16 protein-coding genes are annotated in these 17,786 nt (G+C 68.6%); 11 read left to right on the top strand and 5 right to left on the bottom strand.

Annotated elements, in window-relative coordinates; translation table 11 throughout:
- Positions 1-98 precede the first annotated feature (98 nt).
- The 5 genes from LGM89_RS14500 (at position 99) to LGM89_RS14480 (ending at position 5,265) form a co-directional block, all read left to right on the top strand.
- Positions 99-1,109 carry an ABC transporter permease subunit gene (locus LGM89_RS14500; protein ID WP_089461761.1) on the top strand — a complete coding sequence of 337 codons (1,011 nt, stop codon included), beginning with the start codon at positions 99-101 and terminating at the stop codon, positions 1,107-1,109.
- Positions 1,110-1,113: 4 nt separating this feature from the next.
- Positions 1,114-2,031 carry an ABC transporter permease subunit gene (locus tag LGM89_RS14495; protein ID WP_089441227.1) on the top strand — a complete coding sequence of 306 codons (918 nt, stop codon included), beginning with the start codon at positions 1,114-1,116 and terminating at the stop codon, positions 2,029-2,031.
- An 84-nt stretch (positions 2,032-2,115) separates the two neighbouring features.
- Positions 2,116-3,114, top strand: coding sequence for an ABC transporter ATP-binding protein (locus LGM89_RS14490; protein ID WP_124582063.1), 999 nt, complete (start codon positions 2,116-2,118; stop codon positions 3,112-3,114).
- Positions 3,111-4,127 (top strand): peptide ABC transporter ATP-binding protein, encoded by a 1,017-nt coding sequence (locus LGM89_RS14485; RefSeq protein WP_039354810.1) that lies wholly within the window; start codon positions 3,111-3,113, stop codon positions 4,125-4,127. Before LGM89_RS14490 ends, LGM89_RS14485 begins: the two co-directional genes overlap by 4 nt.
- A complete protein-coding gene (locus tag LGM89_RS14480) occupies positions 4,120-5,265 on the top strand; it encodes a TraB/GumN family protein (protein ID WP_089495807.1) in 1,146 nt (381 codons plus the stop codon). Before LGM89_RS14485 ends, LGM89_RS14480 begins: the two co-directional genes overlap by 8 nt.
- Before the next feature lie 560 nt (positions 5,266-5,825).
- On the opposite strand, the gene pxpA is transcribed toward LGM89_RS14480, so the two are convergent.
- The 3 genes from pxpA to pxpB all read right to left on the bottom strand — a co-directional run bounded on the left by pxpA (position 5,826) and on the right by pxpB (position 8,384).
- The gene (gene pxpA, locus LGM89_RS14475; protein ID WP_089495806.1) at positions 5,826-6,590 is read right to left on the bottom strand and encodes a 5-oxoprolinase subunit PxpA; all 765 of its coding nucleotides are present in this window, start codon (positions 6,588-6,590) and stop codon (positions 5,826-5,828) included.
- 73 nt (positions 6,591-6,663) lie between these two features.
- Positions 6,664-7,731, bottom strand: coding sequence for a biotin-dependent carboxyltransferase family protein (locus tag LGM89_RS14470; RefSeq protein ID WP_089495805.1), 1,068 nt, complete (start codon positions 7,729-7,731; stop codon positions 6,664-6,666).
- Positions 7,728-8,384 carry a 5-oxoprolinase subunit PxpB gene (gene pxpB / locus LGM89_RS14465; RefSeq protein ID WP_089495804.1) on the bottom strand — a complete coding sequence of 219 codons (657 nt, stop codon included), beginning with the start codon at positions 8,382-8,384 and terminating at the stop codon, positions 7,728-7,730. The genes LGM89_RS14470 and pxpB overlap by 4 nt, the downstream gene beginning before the upstream one ends.
- Positions 8,385-8,532: 148 nt before the next feature.
- Here pxpB and LGM89_RS14460 point away from each other — a divergent pair, with 148 nt between their 5' ends.
- On the top strand, positions 8,533-9,045 hold the full coding sequence (locus LGM89_RS14460; RefSeq protein WP_027788908.1) for a winged helix DNA-binding protein: 513 nt from the start codon (positions 8,533-8,535) through the stop codon (positions 9,043-9,045).
- 77 nt (positions 9,046-9,122) lie between these two features.
- Here LGM89_RS14460 and LGM89_RS14455 read toward each other — a convergent pair whose 3' ends face one another.
- Positions 9,123-9,728, bottom strand: a complete 606-nt coding sequence (locus tag LGM89_RS14455) for a 5-formyltetrahydrofolate cyclo-ligase (RefSeq protein ID WP_089495803.1) — start codon at positions 9,726-9,728, stop codon at positions 9,123-9,125.
- Between the two features lie 8 nt (positions 9,729-9,736).
- Between LGM89_RS14455 and LGM89_RS14450 the strand changes: the two genes are divergently transcribed.
- The 4 genes from LGM89_RS14450 to LGM89_RS14435 are packed head-to-tail and all read left to right on the top strand — an operon-like array spanning position 9,737 to position 14,639.
- Positions 9,737-11,689, top strand: a complete 1,953-nt coding sequence (locus LGM89_RS14450; RefSeq protein WP_089495802.1) for a lytic transglycosylase domain-containing protein — start codon at positions 9,737-9,739, stop codon at positions 11,687-11,689.
- Positions 11,690-11,746: 57 nt separating this feature from the next.
- Positions 11,747-12,706, top strand: coding sequence for a complex I NDUFA9 subunit family protein (locus tag LGM89_RS14445; RefSeq protein WP_226273284.1), 960 nt, complete (start codon positions 11,747-11,749; stop codon positions 12,704-12,706).
- 47 nt (positions 12,707-12,753) lie between these two features.
- Entirely contained in the window at positions 12,754-13,401 is a 648-nt protein-coding gene (locus LGM89_RS14440; protein WP_089441217.1) for a glutathione S-transferase family protein, read from the top strand.
- Positions 13,398-14,639 carry a multifunctional CCA addition/repair protein gene (locus tag LGM89_RS14435; RefSeq protein ID WP_089495800.1) on the top strand — a complete coding sequence of 414 codons (1,242 nt, stop codon included), beginning with the start codon at positions 13,398-13,400 and terminating at the stop codon, positions 14,637-14,639. Before LGM89_RS14440 ends, LGM89_RS14435 begins: the two co-directional genes overlap by 4 nt.
- A gap of 59 nt (positions 14,640-14,698) precedes the next feature.
- On the opposite strand, the gene LGM89_RS14430 is transcribed toward LGM89_RS14435, so the two are convergent.
- A complete protein-coding gene (locus LGM89_RS14430; protein ID WP_089495799.1) occupies positions 14,699-15,484 on the bottom strand; it encodes a helix-turn-helix domain-containing protein in 786 nt (261 codons plus the stop codon).
- Positions 15,485-15,918: 434 nt separating this feature from the next.
- On the opposite strand from LGM89_RS14430, the gene LGM89_RS14425 reads away from it, so the two are divergent.
- On the top strand, positions 15,919-17,769 hold the full coding sequence (locus LGM89_RS14425; RefSeq protein WP_226273283.1) for a M24 family metallopeptidase: 1,851 nt from the start codon (positions 15,919-15,921) through the stop codon (positions 17,767-17,769).
- Positions 17,770-17,786 lie beyond the last annotated feature (17 nt).

Genomic DNA, 17,786 nt, shown 5'->3' with positions numbered 1-17,786 from the left:
CTACGAAGACCGAGACCGGCTAATTCATCCGGCGGCGGGAGGCCAAAAGCTTCCCGTCGCCGGTCGCACATTTCCCACAAGAAAATACGAGACGCATCATGTTCACATTCGTGTTGCGCCGCGTGGGGATGGTGATCCCGACTTTCATCGGCATCACCATCCTGGCGTTTGCGCTGATTCACCTGATACCGGGCGACCCCATCGAAGTGATGATGGGCGAGCGCGGCGTCGATCCCGCGATGCATGCGGAGGCGATGAAACGCCTCGGGCTCGACCAGCCGCTGCCCATGCAGTACATCCACTACATCGGCCGGGCGCTGCATGGCGACCTCGGCACGTCGATCATCACCAACACGAGCGTCGCGGGTGAGTTCTTCGCGCGCTTCCCGGCGACCGTCGAGCTGTCGCTGTGCGCGCTCGTGTTCGCGCTCGCGGTCGGGCTGCCGGCCGGCGTGATCGCCGCATTGCGGCGCGGCTCGGTCGTCGACCATGGCGTGATGGGCACCGCGCTCACCGGCTATTCGATGCCGATCTTCTGGTGGGGGCTGATCCTCATCATGGTGTTTTCGTCATATCTCGGCTGGACGCCCGTGTCGGGGCGCATCGCCGTCGAATACGATTTCCCGCACCCGACGGGCTTCATGCTGATCGACGCGCTGCTCGCGCCGGATGAAGGCGCGTTCAAGTCGGCGGTCAGCCACCTGATCCTGCCCGCGATCGTGCTCGGCACGATCCCGCTCGCGGTGATCGCGCGGATGACGCGCTCGTCGATGCTCGAAGTGCTGCGCGAGGATTACATCCGCACCGCCCGCGCGAAGGGGCTGTCGCCCGCGCGCGTGGTCGTCGTGCATGCGCTGCGCAATGCGCTGATCCCGGTCGTCACCGTGATCGGCCTGCAGATCGGCACGCTGCTTGCGGGCGCCGTGCTGACCGAGACGCTCTTTTCGTGGCCCGGTGTCGGCAAGTGGCTGATCGATGCGATCGGCCGCCGCGACTATCCGGTCGTCCAGGGCGGCATCCTGCTGATCGCGACGCTCGTGATCGTCGTGAACCTGGTCGTCGACCTGCTGTACGGCGTGCTGAATCCGCGCATCCGCCACACGAGGTAATCCCATGAGCAATCTGCAAAACACCCTGCCGACCGAATCCGCGCCGGCCGGCGGCCGTGCGCTCGCGCTGCGCGAGTTCTGGGCCAACTTCTCGCGCAACCGGGGCGCCGTCGGCGCCGGCATCGTCGTGATCGTGCTGATCCTGGTCGCGCTGCTCGCGCCGCTGCTCGCGCCGCACAGCCCGGTCGAGCAATACCGCGACTTCGTGAAGATCCCGCCCGCATGGCTTGAAGGCGGCAACTGGAAATTCATCCTCGGCACCGACGAAGCGGGCCGCGACATTCTTTCGCGCCTGATGTACGGCGCGCGGATGTCGTTCTGGATCGGCTTCGTGTCGGTCGTGCTCGCGCTGATCCCCGGCATCGTGCTCGGGCTCGTCGCCGCGTTCTTCCAGAAGTGGGCCGACACGCCCGTGATGCGCATCATGGACGTGCTGCTCGCGCTGCCGTCGCTGCTGCTCGCGGTCGCGGTCGTCGCGATCATCGGCCCGGGCCTCACCAACACGATGTTCGCGATCGCGATCGTCGCGCTGCCGGCCTACGTGCGCCTCACGCGCGCATCGGCGCTCGGCGAGCTGCAGAAGGAGTACGTGACGGCGTCGCGCGTGGCCGGTGCCGGCACGCTGCGCCTGATGTTCTCGCAGGTGCTGCCGAACTGCACGGCGCCGCTGATCGTCCAGGCGACGCTCGGCTTCTCGTCGGCGATCCTCGACGCGGCCGCGCTCGGCTTCCTCGGCCTCGGCGTGCAACCGCCGACCGCCGAATGGGGCGCGATGCTGGCCTCCGCGCGCGACTACATCGACAATGCGTGGTGGATCGTGACGATGCCGGGCCTGTCGATCCTGATTTCGGTGCTCGCGATCAACCTGCTCGGTGACGGGCTGCGCGACGCGCTCGATCCCAAACTGAAACGGATGGCCTGAGATGAAACAACCCCCACACTCTCTTCGTTCGCTGCCCCCCGAGGGGGCGGTCATCCTCCTTGGGGCGGCCCGGCGGAGGACGACATGACCCAGAATCTCCTGACCATCCGCAATCTCGCGGTGAATTTCAACGGCCTGCCCGCGGTCGACCGGATCAACCTGTCGATCGCGCCGGGCGAGGTGGTGGGCGTCGTCGGCGAATCGGGCTCGGGCAAGAGCGTGACGATGATGGCGCTGATGGGCCTGATCGACGCGCCGGGCAAGGTGACGGCGGACGAAGTCACGTTCAACGGCGTCGACCTGCTGAAGGCGTCGCCGAAGGCGCGCCGCAAGATCGTCGGCAAGGACATCGCGATGGTGTTCCAGGACGCGCTGACGAGCCTGAACCCGAGCTATACGGTCGGCTACCAGATCAAGGAAGTGCTGAAGCTGCACGAGGGCTTGCGCGGCGACGCGCTGCACCGGCGCGCGCTCGAGCTGCTCGACCAGGTCGGCATTCCCGATGCGAAGAACCGCATCGCGTCGTTCCCGCACCAGATGTCGGGCGGGATGAACCAGCGCGTGATGATCGCGATGGCGGTGGCGTGCAACCCGAAGCTGCTGATCGCCGACGAGCCGACCACCGCGCTCGACGTGACGATCCAGGCGCAGATCATGGACCTGCTCGTGAAGCTGCAGAAGGAGCGCGGGATGGCGCTCGTGCTGATCTCGCACGACCTGGCCGTGGTGTCGGAAGTCGCGCAGCGCGTGGCGGTGATGTACGCGGGCGAGGTGATCGAGACCAACCGCGTGCCCGACATCTTCCGCGCGCCGCATCATCCGTACACCGAAGCGCTGCTCGCGGCGATTCCCGAGCACAATCAGGGGGCGCGTCGCCTTGCCGCATTGCCCGGCATGGTGCCGGGCCGCGATGATCGCCCGTCCGGGTGCCTGTTCGCGCCGCGCTGCAAGTACGTCGTCGACGATTGCCGCAAGGCGCGGCCGGCGCTCGACACGCTGGTGCCGGCCAACGATGCGATGCGCGCACGCTGCATCAAGCCGCTCAACGTTTCCAACCTCGACCTGACGGGAGGTGCACGATGAATGCAGTCAATCAAACGCCTCGCGTGTCGCACGACGAGGAAGCCGTGCTGGTGGCCGACGGCCTCGCGAAACACTATTCGGTGAAGCGCGGGATGTTCGGGCAGGGCACGGTGAAGGCACTGAACGGCGTGTCGTTCTCGCTGAAGCGCGGCAAGACGCTCGCCGTTGTCGGCGAATCGGGCTGCGGGAAGTCGACGCTCGCCCGCCAGCTGACGATGATCGAGACGCCCACCTCGGGCAGCCTGACGATCGACGGCAAGAACGTGGCCGGCGCCAGCCGCGAGACGGTTGCCGACCTGCGCCGCCGCGTGCAGATGGTGTTCCAGAACCCGTTCGCGTCGCTGAATCCGCGCAAGACCGTCGAGCAGACGCTTTCCGAGCCGCTCGAGATCAACGCGAACCTGACCGCCGCCGAACGCGCGCAGCGCATCGCGCAGATCATGCGCACGGTCGGCTTGCGGCCCGAGCACGCGAAGCGTTATCCGCACATGTTCTCGGGCGGCCAGCGCCAGCGGGTCGCGATCGCGCGCGCGATGATCCTCGATCCGCGCATCGTCGTGGCCGACGAGCCGGTGTCCGCGCTCGACGTGTCGATCCAGGCGCAGATCCTGAACCTGTTCATGGATCTGCAGGAGCAGTTCAAGACGAGCTACGTGTTCATCTCGCACAACCTGTCGGTGGTCGAGCACGTCGCGGACGACGTGATGGTGATGTACTTCGGCAGCGTCGCGGAGCTGGGCGACAAGGCGACGATCTACGCACGGCCGCGCCATCCGTACACGCGCGCGCTGATGTCGGCGACGCCGGCGATCTTCGAGGAAGACCGCCGCGTGCAGATCAAGCTGCAGGGCGAACTGCCGTCGCCGCTCAATCCGCCGTCGGGCTGCGCGTTCCATCAGCGCTGCCCGTATGCGGTCGAGCGCTGCCGGGTGGAGGAGCCGCAGCTGCGCGAGGTCGACGGCCGGCGCGTGGCCTGCCATCGGGCCGAGGAAGTCGGGGAGGAGAATGCCTGAGGTGTTGGCGGCGCGCGCGTCCGGCGTGCGCCGTGCGGGGGCAAGCAGCGCGCGCGTGATGCGCGCGTACCGCTACGCGCGGCGCTGGAGCGTGCGTACCGTCACGGGCGCGGCGCTGGCCGGCGCGTGCGTGGCGGCCAGCCTCGTGGTTCCCGTCGAATCCGCGCGCGCCGAAGGGCGCGCGCCGGCCACTTCACCGATCCATCCGTCGCAAGTCCCGCCGCCCGGCATGAGCCTGCCGGGCTTCCACGCGCCTGCCGTGTCGAACGGCACGGTTTCAAGCGGCTCCGTGCGCGTGCAGCCCGCCCGCATGCCGTTCTACGTCGCAACCAAGGGCAAGGTCACGCTCTACGTGCTCGGCACGCTGCACACCGGCGACCCGTCCGACTACCCGAGCGCGCAGCCGTTCCGGCCGCGCATCCTCGCGGCGCTCGCCGCGTCGCCCACCCTGGCGCTCGAACTGTCGCCCGACGATCTGCTCGAATCGCAGGACGACGTGTCGAAGTACGGCGTCTGCCGCTACCCGTGCCTGCAGCGCCTGCTGCCCGAGCCGCTGTGGCAGCGGCTCGCGGCGCGCCTGCGCGGCAACCCGGCGGCGCTCGTCGAGATCCGCAAGATGCGGCCGTGGCTCGCGGCGCTCGTCGTCGAGACCTACGATTCGCTGTCGGCCGGCCTGCAGACGGAATACGGCACCGAGGCGCAGCTGCAGAACGTGTTCCTGAAGAAGAAGGGCGGCCGCGTGATCGGGCTCGAGACGCTCGCCGAACAGATGCGCGCGTTCACCGGGCTGACGCTCGCCGAGCAGCGCGAGATGCTCGCGCAGGACATGGTGCAGACGCCCGCGCAGAACGCCGACGACATCAAGGCGCTGCACCGACTGTGGCGAATTGGCGACGCCGACGCGATCTCGGCATGGGCGGTTGCGAAGAGCGAACGGCTCGCGCGTTCGAAGGCGTTGTCGGACGCGATCGACAACAAGATCGTGTACGAGCGCAACCGGCGCTTCGTTGCACGGATGACGGCAATCGCCGCCCCGAACCGGCCGCTGTTCGTCGCAATCGGCGCGCTGCACTTGGGCGGCCCACGCGGCGTACTCGAATTGTTGCGTCAACAAGGTTACAGCGTCGACGCGAACTGATCGCCGTCACCGCGCCCGAACCGATCCTCCCCTGTTTGATCGACGCCGCGCGAGCGGCTCAAACGCCTGGTTGGGCACGCGATTCGATAAGGAAAACCCTCGAATCATCAGAAAATAGCGTTTCAAACGATTGACATCCCGATCTGCCAATATCTATTCTTCGATCCACAAGTTGAAAAAATGAAAAGAATAGAAAAAGTTCTACGGGGTAGCAGAAAATAAAGCGCGGGGTTAGCGCGTTGCCGGCACGTGGTGCACGTGCCGGCCGCGGAAGTGTCTGCATGTACGGCGGGGCCAATCATCGTCGGACAACAACCAGGCATGCAGGCCGACTTGCGGGATAAGCGACGTTCCGTCGTCCCACCGGGGAAAGGCAGTAATCGGGCGGCGGCGGACGTTTTTTAATCCGGAATAGTTTTCCGGTCACCGTCGCAAGACGGTTTCGGGGGGCGAATCGACAGACGGCGAAGCCGCAGCGATTGTGCCAACGGAAAAGCGCCACGAGGGCGCTTTTTTCTTTGGTGCGACGGATCGTGCGTCCGCCGGCGCGATCGGCCGGATCAGGCGCGTTCGTCGGCCTGCAGCATGCCGGGCGCGACCACGTCGACACCCACCGCCTCGAGCGCGGCGCGAATCCGTTTCGCGAAGACCAGCGCGTGCGGCCCGTCGCCGTGCAGGCAGACGGTCTGCGCATTGAGCATCACCCATTCGCCGCCGATCGCCCGCACCTGCCGGCTGCGCACCATGTCCAGCGTGCGCGCGATCATCGTGTCCTCGTCGTCGATCAGCGCGCCGGGCTGGTTGCGCGGCACGAGCGAGCCATCGGCGCGATAGCCCCGATCGGCGAACACTTCCTCCACCGCAGCGAGCCCCGCGTGCCGCGCGGCCGCGACGAACACGCTGTTCGCGAGCCCGAACACCGCGAGCGACGGGTCGAAATCGCGGATCGCGGACACCACCGCATCGGCGATCAGCGGGTCGCGCGCGGCCTGGTTGTACAGCGCGCCGTGCGGTTTCACGTGCGCGATGCGCCCGCCCTCGGCCTGCGCGATCGCCGACAGCGCGCCGAGCTGGTACAGCACGCCCGCGTAGATGTCGCTGGCCGGCAGCTGCATTTCCTTGCGGCCGAAATTCTCCGGATCGTGAAAGCTCGGGTGCGCGCCGATCGCCACGCCTTTCTGCACGGCCCAGCGTACGCAGTCGCGCATCGCGTTCGCACCGCCCGCATGCCACCCGCATGCGATGTTCGCGGACGTCACGAGGTCGAGCAGCGCCTCGTCCGAACCGCATCCTTCGCCGAGATCGGCATTCAGATCGATTTGCATGATGTTCCTCGTCCACTGATTGCGTGGCCCGTTTTCTCTACGACGACTGCCTTCGGTACCGCTACCGCCATTGTCACGCCGCACGCGACTCGGCGCGGCGGCGCGCTTCCTCGCGCAGGTCGATCGCCACGTCGATCTGCCGCAGATACGCACGTTCCGCGGCCAGCGCGGCGCGCGCGGCGTCGGGTGTCGTGCGCACGAAGCGGATCGGCAGGTTGAGCCGCGCCTGCGCGAGTTTCCACAGGTCCGCACGGATCACCGTGCCGATCTTCGGGTAGCCGCCGGTGGTCTGCGCGTCGTGCATCAGCACGATCGGCTGGCCGTTCGGCGGCACCTGGATCGTGCCGGGCAGCACCGCGTGCGACAGCAGCTCGGCCGGCCGCTCGCGCACGAGTTCGACACCGGCCAGCCGGTAGCCCATGCGGTTGCTGTTCGCCGTGACCAGCCATTCCTCATCCCAGAACGCCTGCTGCGAATCGGCGGCGAACGACGCGTAGTCGGGGCCCGGCAGCACGCGCACCGGCATCGCCCACGGCGCATGCGCGGGGCGGTGACGGCGCGGCGGCTCGTCGACGCGCACGAACGCGCACCACGCCGGCGCCTTGACGCCGAATTCGGGCGCGTCGGCCGCGAGGCAACCCATCCCGGCCGGAAGCACGCCGACCGGAAGGCGATCGCCGTCGCGCAGCGCGCGGCCGCCGAGGCCGCCGAAGCGCGACGCGAGATCGGTGCTGCGCGAGCCGAGCATCGGCAGCACGTCGATGCCGCCGGCGATGCACAGGTAGCCGCGCATCCCGCGTTTCGCGGCGGGCAGCACGAGCGTCTGCCCGGCCTCGACCGGCAGGCTCCACCATGAATATACGCGCTGGCCGTCGAGCGTCGCACCGAACTCGGTGCCGGTGATCGCGATGCGGGTCGCGCGCGTGAAGCGGAAAGCGGCCGGGCCGATCGTGATCTCGACGGCCGCCGCATCGGGGCGGTTGCCGACCAGCCGGTTGCCGACTTCGAGCGCGAGGCCGTCGAGCGCGCCGCCCTGCGCGACGCCGAGATGGCGCGCGCCGCGGCGCCCGAGATCCTGCACGGTGGACAGCGGGCCGGCCCGCACCACTTCGATGGTGCCCGGTACGGTGCTCTGGGTCATCGTGCGTCGACTCCGGCAATGGTGAAGCGCACGCGGTCGCCGGGCAGCAGCAGCGTCGGCTGCGGCCGCGCCGGGTCGAACAGCACGTGCGACGTACGGCCGATCAGTTGCCAGCCGCCGGGCGACGTGGCCGGGTAGATGCCCGTCTGCGCGCCGCCGATGCCGACCGAGCCGGCCGGCACCTCGAGGCGCGGCGCCGCGCGGCGCGGCATGTGCAGCGCGGCGTCGAGCCCGCCGAGATACGCGAAGCCCGGCTGGAAGCCGACGAAGAACACGACGTAGGCGCCGGCCGCGTGGCGCGCGACGACTTCGTCGGCCGACAGGCCGGTATGCGCGGCGACGGCCGGCAGATCGGGGCCGGCGGCGCCGCCGTATTCGACCGGGATCTCGACCTCGCGGCCGTCCGCGTGCTCGACGTCGGCCGTCTCCCACGCGTCGCGCAGCGCGGGCGTGAGCGACTCGGCCGTCGTGGCGAGCGCGTCGAATACGATCGTCAGGTTGTTCATGCCGGGCACGACGTCGATCACGTCGGGCCACGCGCGCACGGCCTCGGCAACGGCCCAGACGCGGCGCTGGCAATCGAGCGTGGCGGGCGGCGGCACCTCGCAGACGAGGGCGGCATCGCCGAGCGGATAAAAGCGGGGTTGCGTCATCGGACTGGCACGGTTCGGACGGCAATGTTAGCGCACATTGTCAATAAAATATCGACAACTTCCCAATAAGCGTTTTCGCCTAGCCCGTATGTCGGGGCTTCTGGCGTACACTCGGCACACCCTGTCATCCGGCTTGCTCCGCCTTTCCATGAAGCGTCCTGCGACCAAGATCGTGTCATCCGAACACCTCGTTTCCGATTCGAGCGCGGAGCTGTCGGAGCTCGAATACGGCCTCATCATGGCAGGCAATGCTTTCAATCGGTGGATGGTGCGCTGCATGTCGGCGGCCGGCGCGAAGGACATGACGGCGGTCGAGGTGTCGCTGCTGCATCACGTCAGCCATCGCGAACGCAAGAAGAAGCTCGCCGACATCTGCTTCGTGCTCAATATCGAGGATACGCACGTCGCGACCTATGCGCTGAAAAAACTGATCGCCCGCGGCTATGTGAAGAGCGAGAAGAACGGCAAGGAAGTGTTCTTCTTCGCGACCGACGCGGGCCGCGACCTGTGCCTGAAGTACCGCGAGGTGCGCGAGCACTGCCTGATCGAGACGCTGAAGGACAGCGGGCTCACCAACGAGCAGATCGGCGACGCGGCGCAGTTGCTGCGCAACGCATCGGGCCTGTACGACACGGCCGCGCGCGCGGCGGCGTCGCTGTAAACGGTTGCGCCGCGGCTGGCGCGCGGCGGTGCGCTGACGGGCGTGCGACGCCGGATGCGGCACCGCCCGCCGCCTCATCAGGCGGCCGGGTACAGCGCGCCGTCGGTCACGATCCAGTGCAGCGCGAGATCGTGCGCTTCGGCCGGCAGCGCATCGACGCGGCACGCTTCGTATGCGATGCCGACCGTCACGGGCAGCGCGCTGCCCGGCCACGCGGCGAGCGTGCGGTCGTAGTAGCCGCCGCCGTAGCCGAGCCGGTAGCGCTGCAGATCGAATCCCACACAGGGAATCAGCAACAGGTCGGGCACGACGACGATTCCCGACGCCGGTTCCGGAATCCGGTGATGACCTTCGCGCATCGGCGTGTGCGCGTCCCACGCATGGAACTCGAGCGGCGTGTGCCGTTCGTCGATCACGGGCAGTGCAGCCCGCCTGCCGGCGCCGGCCGCGCACCACGCGAGCACGGCCTCGCGCGCATCGAACTCACCCGGCAGCGGCCAGTAGAACCCGACCGTGCGCGGCGCGAGCCGGTCGAGCAGCGTGCGCAGCCGCGCGTCGAGCGCGGCGTTCGCGGCGGGTTGCGACGCGGCGTCGCGACGCGCGCCGGACAGCGTTTTGCGTAGCGCAACCTTCGGGTTCGGCACAGGGTTGCGTGCTATGCTTTCGCTCACTTCGTGCTCCATTCAAAACGATGTCGAACAGCCTTTTCCGAGTATATCGCGCGGTCGCGCTCACACTTTCGGCCGCCGCGCTCGTCGCCGGTACGGCTGCGTGCGCCGCACCGAACGACGATACGGTCGCCGGGGACGACCAGACCTTCGTGCAGCTTCGTGAAGCCGCGCGTCGCAACGACGCCGCGAAAGCCGCGCAGCTCGCGTCGATGATCCCGAACTATCCGGTGCCGTCCTACGTCGAGTATTTCCAGATCAAGCCGCAGCTGTTCGATTCGACGGGCCGCGCGCGCGTGGACGCGCCGGACGCGCCCGTGCAGTCGTTCCTGCAGCGCTACGACGGCCAGGCGATCGCCGACCGCCTGCGCAACGACTACCTGCTCGTGCTCGGCGCGCGCCACGACTGGCGCAACTTCGACGAGCAATACAAGCGCTTCGTGCTCGACGACGACACGCAGGTCAAGTGCTATGCGCTCGAATCGCGCGCGGCGCGCGGCGAGAACGTCGCCGAAGCGGCGCGTGCGCTGCTCGTCGAGCCGAAGAACTACGGCGACGCGTGCGTCGACCTGATCACCGCGCTCACGGTCAACCAGCAGTTCACGAGCGACGACGTGTGGCAGCAGGCGCGCCTCGCGTACGAGCAGAATTACACGACGCTCGGCGGCAAGATCGTCGATGCGCTCGGCCCGCGCCCGGTCGGCTTCGACCAGGCGACGAGCGCGCCGCCGCTGTACCTCGCGCGCGGCGTCGGCCCCGATGCAACCTCGCACCAGCTCGCACTGATCGCGCTCAGCCGCATGGCGCGCAACGATCCGGACGCGGCAGCCGGGATGCTGACCACGGTCGCGCCGTCGCTGACCAAGCAGGAGCAGGCGATCGCGTGGGGCGCGATCGGCTACCAGGGCGCGATCAAGCGCTCGCCGCTCGCGTCGGTCTGGTACGCGAAATCGACGAATGCGCCGCTGTCGAACCCGGGCTACGAATGGCGCACGCGCGCCGCGCTGCTCGCCGGCAACTGGCCGATGGTGCGCTGGTCGATCGAGCAGATGCCGCCGTCGCTGCGCAACGATCCGGCCTGGATCTACTGGCATGCGCGCGCGCTCAAGCAAAGCGGCGACACGCTGCAGGCGAACCAGGAATTCGAGCAGGTCGCGGGCCAGTTCAACTTCTACGGGCAGCTCGCCGGCGAAGAGCTCGGCCAGCGCACGACGATCCCGCCGCGCACGAAGGTGAGCGACGCCGAGATCGACGCGATGAGCAAGATTCCGGGCTTCGCGCTTGCCCAGCGTTTCTACGCGCTGAACCTGCGCCTCGAAGGCAACCGCGAATGGAACTGGCCGCTGCGCGGGATGACCGATCGCCAGCTGCTGGCCGCGGCCGAATACGGCAAGCGCGTCGAGCTGCTCGACCGCACGGTCAACACGGCCGACCGCACGAAGGCCGAGCACGACTTCACGCTGCGCTACCCGTCGCCGTACCGCAACATCGTCGAGCGCTATGCGCAATCGACGGGCCTCGACATCGAATGGGCGTACGGGCTGATCCGCCAGGAATCGCGCTTCATCATCAGCGCACGTTCGTCGGTGGGCGCGGGCGGTCTGATGCAGCTGATGCCGGCCACCGCGCAGATGGTCGCGAAGAAGCTCGGCATGGGCACGATCTCGCGCGCACAGATGCACGACATCGATACCAACATCCAGCTCGGCACCTGGTATCTGGCGGACATCTACAACAACTTCGACAGCTCGCCGGTGCTCGCCACGGCCGGCTACAACGCGGGCCCGGGCCGGCCGCGCCAGTGGCGCCAGGTGTTGACGCAGCCGATCGAAGGCGCGATCTTCGCAGAAACGATTCCGTTCAACGAGACGCGCGACTACGTGAAGAACGTGCTGTCGAACACCGTCTATTACGCGGCGCTCTTCGAGGGCAAACCGCAGTCGTTGAAGAAACGTCTAGGCATGATCTCGCCCTGATACGCAATCTTCACACTGCCGCGCGAGACGCGGCAGTGTTCTTTTGAGGCTCACGACATGGATCGCCAGACCGTTGCGCTGCTGGGCGGCACCGGCTTCATCGGCAGCCGGCTCGTCAATGCGCTGATCGAATCCGGCAAGCAGGTAAGGATCGGCACGCGCCGGCGCGACCACGCGCGCCACCTGCAGATGCTGCCGGTCGAAATCGTCGAATTCGACGCGCTCGACACGCGCACGCTCGCGCGCTTCGTCGCCGGTGCGCACGCGGCGATCAACCTGGTCGGCGTGCTGCACGGCGGCCGCGGCACGCCGTACGGGCCCGGCTTCGAGCGCGCGCACGTCGCGCTGCCGGCCGCGCTCGCGACCGCCTGCACCGAGGTGGGCGTGCAGCGCGTGCTGCACATGAGCGCGCTCGGCGCCGATTCGCACGGCCCGAGCATGTACCAGCGCTCGAAGGGCGATGGCGAGGCCGCGCTGCATGCGATCGCGGCGACCGATTCGCTCGCGCTGACGATCTTCCGCCCGTCGGTCGTGTTCGGCCCCGGCGATGCGTTCCTCAACACCTTCGCGAACCTGCAGCGCTCGGTGCCCGTGCTGCCGCTCGCGATGCCCGACGCGCGCTTCCAGCCGGTGTTCGTCGGCGATGTCGTGCGCGCGTTCGTCAACACGCTCGATCTCGCGGCCGCACACGGCAAGACCTACGAACTCGGCGGCCCGACCGTCTATACGCTCGAGCAGCTGGTGCGCTATTGCGGCACGCTGGTCGGCCGCCAGGCACGCATCGTGCGGCTGCCCGACGCGCTCGCGCGGCTGCAGGCGAGCGTGTTCGAATGCCTGCCCGGCGAGCCGGTGCTCACGCGCGACAATCTCGCGACGATGTCGGTGCCGAACGTGCTGTCGGGGCCGCTCGCGCCGGAGCTCGGGATCTCGCCCGCGAGTCTCGAAAGCATCGCGCCCGCGTATCTCGGCCAGGCCGCGCAGCGCTCCCGGTTCGACTGGTTCCGCTCGCGCCGCTAGGCCGGCAGCGTCCTCCTTTTCCCCTTCTCGTTTTCCGGAACACCGTCATGAAACTCGTCATTGGAGACAAGAACTACTCGTCGTGGTCGATGCGCCCGTGGCTGCTGCTCGCGCATTTCGGCATCCCGTTCGACGAGATCGCGATCGAGCTGCGCCACGATGACACGGCCGCGCGCATCCGCGAGTATTCGCCGTCCGGCAAGGTGCCGTGCCTGATCGACGACCACGGCGTCGCGATCTGGGATTCGCTCGCGATCGCCGAGACGCTCGCCGAACGCTATCCGCAGTTTCCGATGTGGCCGGCCGATCCGCTCGAGCGCGCGCATGCGCGCTGCGTCGCGGCCGAGATGCATTCGGGCTTCGCGGCGTTGCGCACGCAGATGGGCATGAACGTGCGCGCGTCGATGCCGGGGCGCGGCGCGACGCCCGACGCGCTCGCCGATGTCGCGCGCATCGATGCGCTGTGGAGCGCGTGTCTCGAGGCGTCGGGCGGCCCGTTCCTGTTCGGCGAATTCGGCATTGCCGATGCGATGTACGCGCCCGTCGTGATGCGCTTCAACACGTACGCGCCGGGCCTGTCGCCGGAAGCGGCCGGCTATGCGGCGCGCGTGACGGCGCTGCCGGCCGTGCAGCGCTGGATCGATGCCGCGCGCCGCGAAACGAACGTGATCGCCGAATACGAGCCGCAGCCATGAACATCTACGCAGTAGGCGGCGCCATCCGCGACGAACTGCTCGGCGTGCCCGTGCAGGACCGCGACTACGTGGTGGTGGGCGCGACCCCCGAGCAGATGGCCGCGCAGGGGTTCCGGCCGGTCGGCAAGGATTTCCCGGTATTCCTGCATCCGCGCACGCAGGAGGAGTACGCGCTCGCGCGCACCGAGCGCAAGACGGCGGCCGGCTATCACGGCTTCCAGTTCCATTACGCGCCGGACGTGACGCTCGACGAGGATCTCGCGCGGCGCGACCTGACGATCAACGCGATGGCGCGCGAGGTGAGCCCGGAGGGCGACCTGGTCGGGCCGGTGATCGATCCGTTCGACGGGCAGGCCGACCTGCGCGCGCGCGTGTTCCGGCACGTGAGCGACGCGTTCGTCGAGGATCCGGTGCGGATCCTGCGCATCGCGCGCTTCGCCGCGCGGTTCGCGGATTTCACGGTCGCGGACGAAACGCTCGCGCTGATGCGACGGATGGTCGACGCGGGCGAGGTCGACGCGCTCGTGCCCGAACGCGTGTGGCAGGAAATCGCGCGCGGGCTGATGGAGGCGAAGCCGTCGCGGATGTTCGCGGTGCTGCGCGAGTGCGGCGCGCTCGCGCGCATCCTGCCCGAGGTCGATGCGTTGTGGGGCGTGCCGCAGCGCGCCGACTACCACCCGGAAGTCGACACGGGTGTGCACGTGATGATGGTCGTCGACTATGCGGCGAAGCAGGGTTATTCGCTGCCGGTGCGCTTCGCGGCGCTCACGCATGATCTCGGCAAGGCGACGACGCCCGCCGACGTGCTGCCGCGCCACGTCGGCCACGAGGGGCGCAGCGTCGACCTGCTCAAGCCGTTGTGCGAGCGGCTGCGCGTGCCGAACGAATGCCGCGATCTCGCGCTGGTCGTCGCGCGCGAGCACGGCAACCTGCATCGCGTGATGGAGATGGGCGCGGCCGCGCTGGTGCGGCTGTTCGAGCGCAGCGACGCGCTGCGCAAGCCGGCGCGTTTCGCCGAGATGCTGCAGGCGTGCGAATCGGATGCGCGCGGGCGGCTCGGGCTCGACGCGCAGCCGTATCCGCAGGCCGAGCGGCTGCGCGTTGCGCTCGCGGCCGCGCGCAGCGTCGATGCCGGCGCAATCGCGCGCGGCATCGGCAACGATACGGAGAAGATCAAGGACGCCGTGCATCGCGCACGGATCGAGGCCGTCGCGCAGGCGCTCGAGATCGGCGAATAGGCCCGGCGAATAGGGCCGGCGGGAAGGGCGCGCGCCTTGCGTCTGCTTCCCGGCAACCGTTACGACTTCTTCTTGCGCGCCGGCTTCGCGGCCGCCGGGCGTTTGCCGGCCGATGCGCGCGGCTTGGCCGCGGTCTTCTTGTCCTTTCCCGCCGCGCCGGCGTCGCGCTCGCGCTCCGCCCGCTTGGGCGCCGGCCCGCGGCGGCTCCCGCGCGGCTCGCCCGGCGTCGCGCGTGCGGCGGGCGCCGCTTTCCCGACGTCCATCGTCGCCGACACGAACCCGGCGCCACGGTCGTCGAACAGCGGCAGCGTGCCGACCGCGATCACCTCGGCCGGCCCGTCGCCCACGTTGGCGACCCGATGCCGCTTGCGCGCGTCGAAGTGCAGCGAGTCGCCGGGCGACAGCGGGTAATCCTTCTTGCCGACCGTGTAGCAGATCCGGCCGGCCAGCACGTACACGAATTCGTCGCCGCCGTGCGCGACCCATTCCGAGCGGTAGCCTTCCATCATCTGCACCTTGAGCGCATTGATCTGGCTGCCGTCGAACGTGGTGGAGAGGCGTTCGTACCACTGCGACCTGGCGTCGAGCGCGTACGGCTTGCGGCGGCCCTCGTACGAATCGGGCTGGGCCTGGCGCGGCTGGTCGATCAGCGCGCCGAGCGGCACGCCGAGTGCCTTCGCGACGTTGACGAGCGACGACAGCGAGATGCCCGTGAGGTGGCGCTCGACCTGGGACAGGAACCCGACCGACAGTTTCGCCTCGGTCGCGACTTCCAGCAGCGTCTTCTTCGCTTCCCGGCGCAGGCGGCGAATGCGCTGGCCGATACGCATGATGTCTGAATCCATGAATCTCTTTCGTGACAACGAGTCGGGAGGCGAGCGGACGGGCGGTGCAGTCGCCGGACGGTGATTTCCGCGCCTCGCACGAAGCACGGCCGTCGGGACGGCGATGCCGGCGCATTGTACCGCGCCGTGTCGCCGGGCGAATTCATGTGGCGTTGTGCCGGGATGCGCAGGCGCCGCGCCGATTTTAGCCCTACGAAAATTTTAGCTTGACCTCAATTTCGGCGTGCTCTAGATTCTGTCGCGCGTATCAAAAAAAGTTAAGTGGGACGAAAATTTTTTCAAGGACTGCTGCCGGAATGGCACGGCGGTCCGGCGCCGTGCCGCGCCGGGCCGGACGTCCACCTGCAGCGGCGCCGTGCCGCTCAGGCCCGCCTCGGGCCTGCACCCCGCCGCGTCACCGCCGGCCGCCGACAACAATGCATAACGGGCTTCCGATGATCGATCGACTGAAATACAGCTTCTCCGGCCTCCCCCCGTACGACGCATCCGTCGTCGACACGCAGGCGGGCCTGTCGCGCCTGCTCGATGCGGCGCGGCTCGACGCGGTGCTGGTCACGTCGCAGGACGAATACGTGACCGAGTACCTGCCGCTCGCCAACAATCCGCGCTATGCGGTGTCGGGTTTCGACGGCTCGGCCGGCTGCGGGATCTTCCTGAGCGCGGCGACCGCGCAGGCGCTCGATCTGCCCCCGTTCGTGCTGTTCGTCGATGGCCGCTATCACCTGCAGGCCGAGCAGCAGTGCGATCCGGCGCGCGTGCGCATCGAGAAGCTCGGGATGAACGTGACGATCTGGCAGGCAATGGCCGACTGGCTGGTCGCGCACGGCAGCCGGCTTGCGCGGGTCGGCTACGACGCGCGGCGGATCAGCGTCGCGCAGCGCGATCGGCTGTTCGAACGGACGCAGGCCGCGACGCTCGACTGGACGAGCCTCGTCGACCGGGAGATCGATCGCGCGATCGCGCTGCCGGGCTGGGTCGTCGAGCGGCCGATCTTCGAAGTGCCGGAATCGGCGACCGGCCTGAGCGTCGCGCAGAACCTCGACACGCTGAACCGCCAGCTCGCCGCGCATACCGGCGCGCCGGACGGCAAGACCGCGTTCTTTACCTGCGCGTCGGACGACCTCGCCTATCTGCTGAACAGCCGCGGCTATCACATTCCGAATGCGTCTTCGCACCTCGGCTTCCTGTTCGCGGTCGGCGGCCAGGTGGCGTTGTTTCTGCCGGAAGGCTGCGAGCGCTGCGAGGTCACGCTCGCGTCGTATCCGGCGCTGCACGTGATCCGGCGCGATGTCGCGGCGCTCGAACGCTTTCTCGCGCAGTTCGACGTCGAGCACGTGTGCTACGGCTTCGAATCGGTGAACTGCGCGCTCGTCGACGCGGTGAAGCGGGTGTGGCCGCACGCGCGGCAGGCCGACTTCAACCCGGTCGAGGCGATGCGGGCCAGCAAGACGCCGGCGGTGCTCGACCAGTTCCGCGACGCGTTCGCGCGCAGCTCCGCGGCGATCGCCGAGACGATGCGCTGGGCGAAGGCCGGCGAGCCGGGCGCGCGCCATACCGAATACGATCTGGCGCGCACGATCAACGACGCGTACGGCGCACGCTCGGCGGTGGCGCTGACGTTTCCGTCGATCGCGGCGAACGGCGCGAACAGCGCGTTCGCGCATTACACGGCGGCGAGCGCCGACGTCGAACTGACGGAAGGCGAACTCGTGCTGCTCGACAGCGGCGCGTACTACGAAGCCGGCTTCGCGACGGACTGCACCCGTGTGGTGCTGCGCCGGATCCGGCCGGAAACGGTCGCGCAGCCGTGGCAGCGCGAGATCTACACGGTCGCGCTGAAGGCCTGCATCAAGGGGCTCGTCGCACGCTTCCCGAGCACCGCGAAGGGCGGCGACGTCGATGCGCTCGTGCGGCAGGTGTGCCGCGACCACGGCCACGACTTCGGCCACGGCACCGGGCACGGCGTCGGGATTCACGTGCACGAGGGCGGCGTGCGGTTCGCGCCGGGCGCGCAGTACGGGCTCGTGCCGAATGCGGTGATCTCGGTCGAGCCGGGCATCTACGTGCCGGGCAAGGGCGGCGTGCGGATCGAGAACATCGTGATCATCCACCGGGACGACGCGCAGCCGGACACCGTCACGTTCGAGAACATCGTGACGGTCGGCTACGACTGGGACCTGATCGATCTCGACCTGCTGGACGACGACGAGCGCGCGTACCTGCGCGACTACGAGCGGCTGTGCGTGGAGCGCGGCACGCAGGTCACCGCGTGTCCGCTGCTGTAGGCACGGCCGGGCGCGCC

Origin of the sequence: Burkholderia sp. AU31624 (assembly GCF_020420065.1) — a bacterium.
Classification (GTDB): domain Bacteria; phylum Pseudomonadota; class Gammaproteobacteria; order Burkholderiales; family Burkholderiaceae; genus Burkholderia.
Note: the sequence above shows the minus strand (reverse complement) of the source record. Positions and strands in the feature narration are given on the sequence as shown.

Bases quoted from the DNA above. Each gene is read 5' to 3' on its own strand.
- LGM89_RS14500 (WP_089461761.1), top strand. From the start codon at position 99: ATGTTCACATTCGTGTTGCGCCGCGTGGGGATGGTGATCCCGACTTTC.
- LGM89_RS14495 (WP_089441227.1), top strand. From the start codon at position 1,114: ATGAGCAATCTGCAAAACACCCTGCCGACCGAATCCGCGCCGGCCGGC.
- LGM89_RS14490 (WP_124582063.1), top strand. From the start codon at position 2,116: ATGACCCAGAATCTCCTGACCATCCGCAATCTCGCGGTGAATTTCAAC.
- LGM89_RS14485 (WP_039354810.1), top strand. From the start codon at position 3,111: ATGAATGCAGTCAATCAAACGCCTCGCGTGTCGCACGACGAGGAAGCC.
- LGM89_RS14480 (WP_089495807.1), top strand. From the start codon at position 4,120: ATGCCTGAGGTGTTGGCGGCGCGCGCGTCCGGCGTGCGCCGTGCGGGG.
- pxpA (WP_089495806.1), bottom strand. From the start codon at position 6,590: ATGCAAATCGATCTGAATGCCGATCTCGGCGAAGGATGCGGTTCGGAC.
- LGM89_RS14470 (WP_089495805.1), bottom strand. From the start codon at position 7,731: ATGACCCAGAGCACCGTACCGGGCACCATCGAAGTGGTGCGGGCCGGC.
- pxpB (WP_089495804.1), bottom strand. From the start codon at position 8,384: ATGACGCAACCCCGCTTTTATCCGCTCGGCGATGCCGCCCTCGTCTGC.
- LGM89_RS14460 (WP_027788908.1), top strand. From the start codon at position 8,533: ATGAAGCGTCCTGCGACCAAGATCGTGTCATCCGAACACCTCGTTTCC.
- LGM89_RS14455 (WP_089495803.1), bottom strand. From the start codon at position 9,728: ATGGAGCACGAAGTGAGCGAAAGCATAGCACGCAACCCTGTGCCGAAC.
- LGM89_RS14450 (WP_089495802.1), top strand. From the start codon at position 9,737: ATGTCGAACAGCCTTTTCCGAGTATATCGCGCGGTCGCGCTCACACTT.
- LGM89_RS14445 (WP_226273284.1), top strand. From the start codon at position 11,747: ATGGATCGCCAGACCGTTGCGCTGCTGGGCGGCACCGGCTTCATCGGC.
- LGM89_RS14440 (WP_089441217.1), top strand. From the start codon at position 12,754: ATGAAACTCGTCATTGGAGACAAGAACTACTCGTCGTGGTCGATGCGC.
- LGM89_RS14435 (WP_089495800.1), top strand. From the start codon at position 13,398: ATGAACATCTACGCAGTAGGCGGCGCCATCCGCGACGAACTGCTCGGC.
- LGM89_RS14430 (WP_089495799.1), bottom strand. From the start codon at position 15,484: ATGGATTCAGACATCATGCGTATCGGCCAGCGCATTCGCCGCCTGCGC.
- LGM89_RS14425 (WP_226273283.1), top strand. From the start codon at position 15,919: ATGATCGATCGACTGAAATACAGCTTCTCCGGCCTCCCCCCGTACGAC.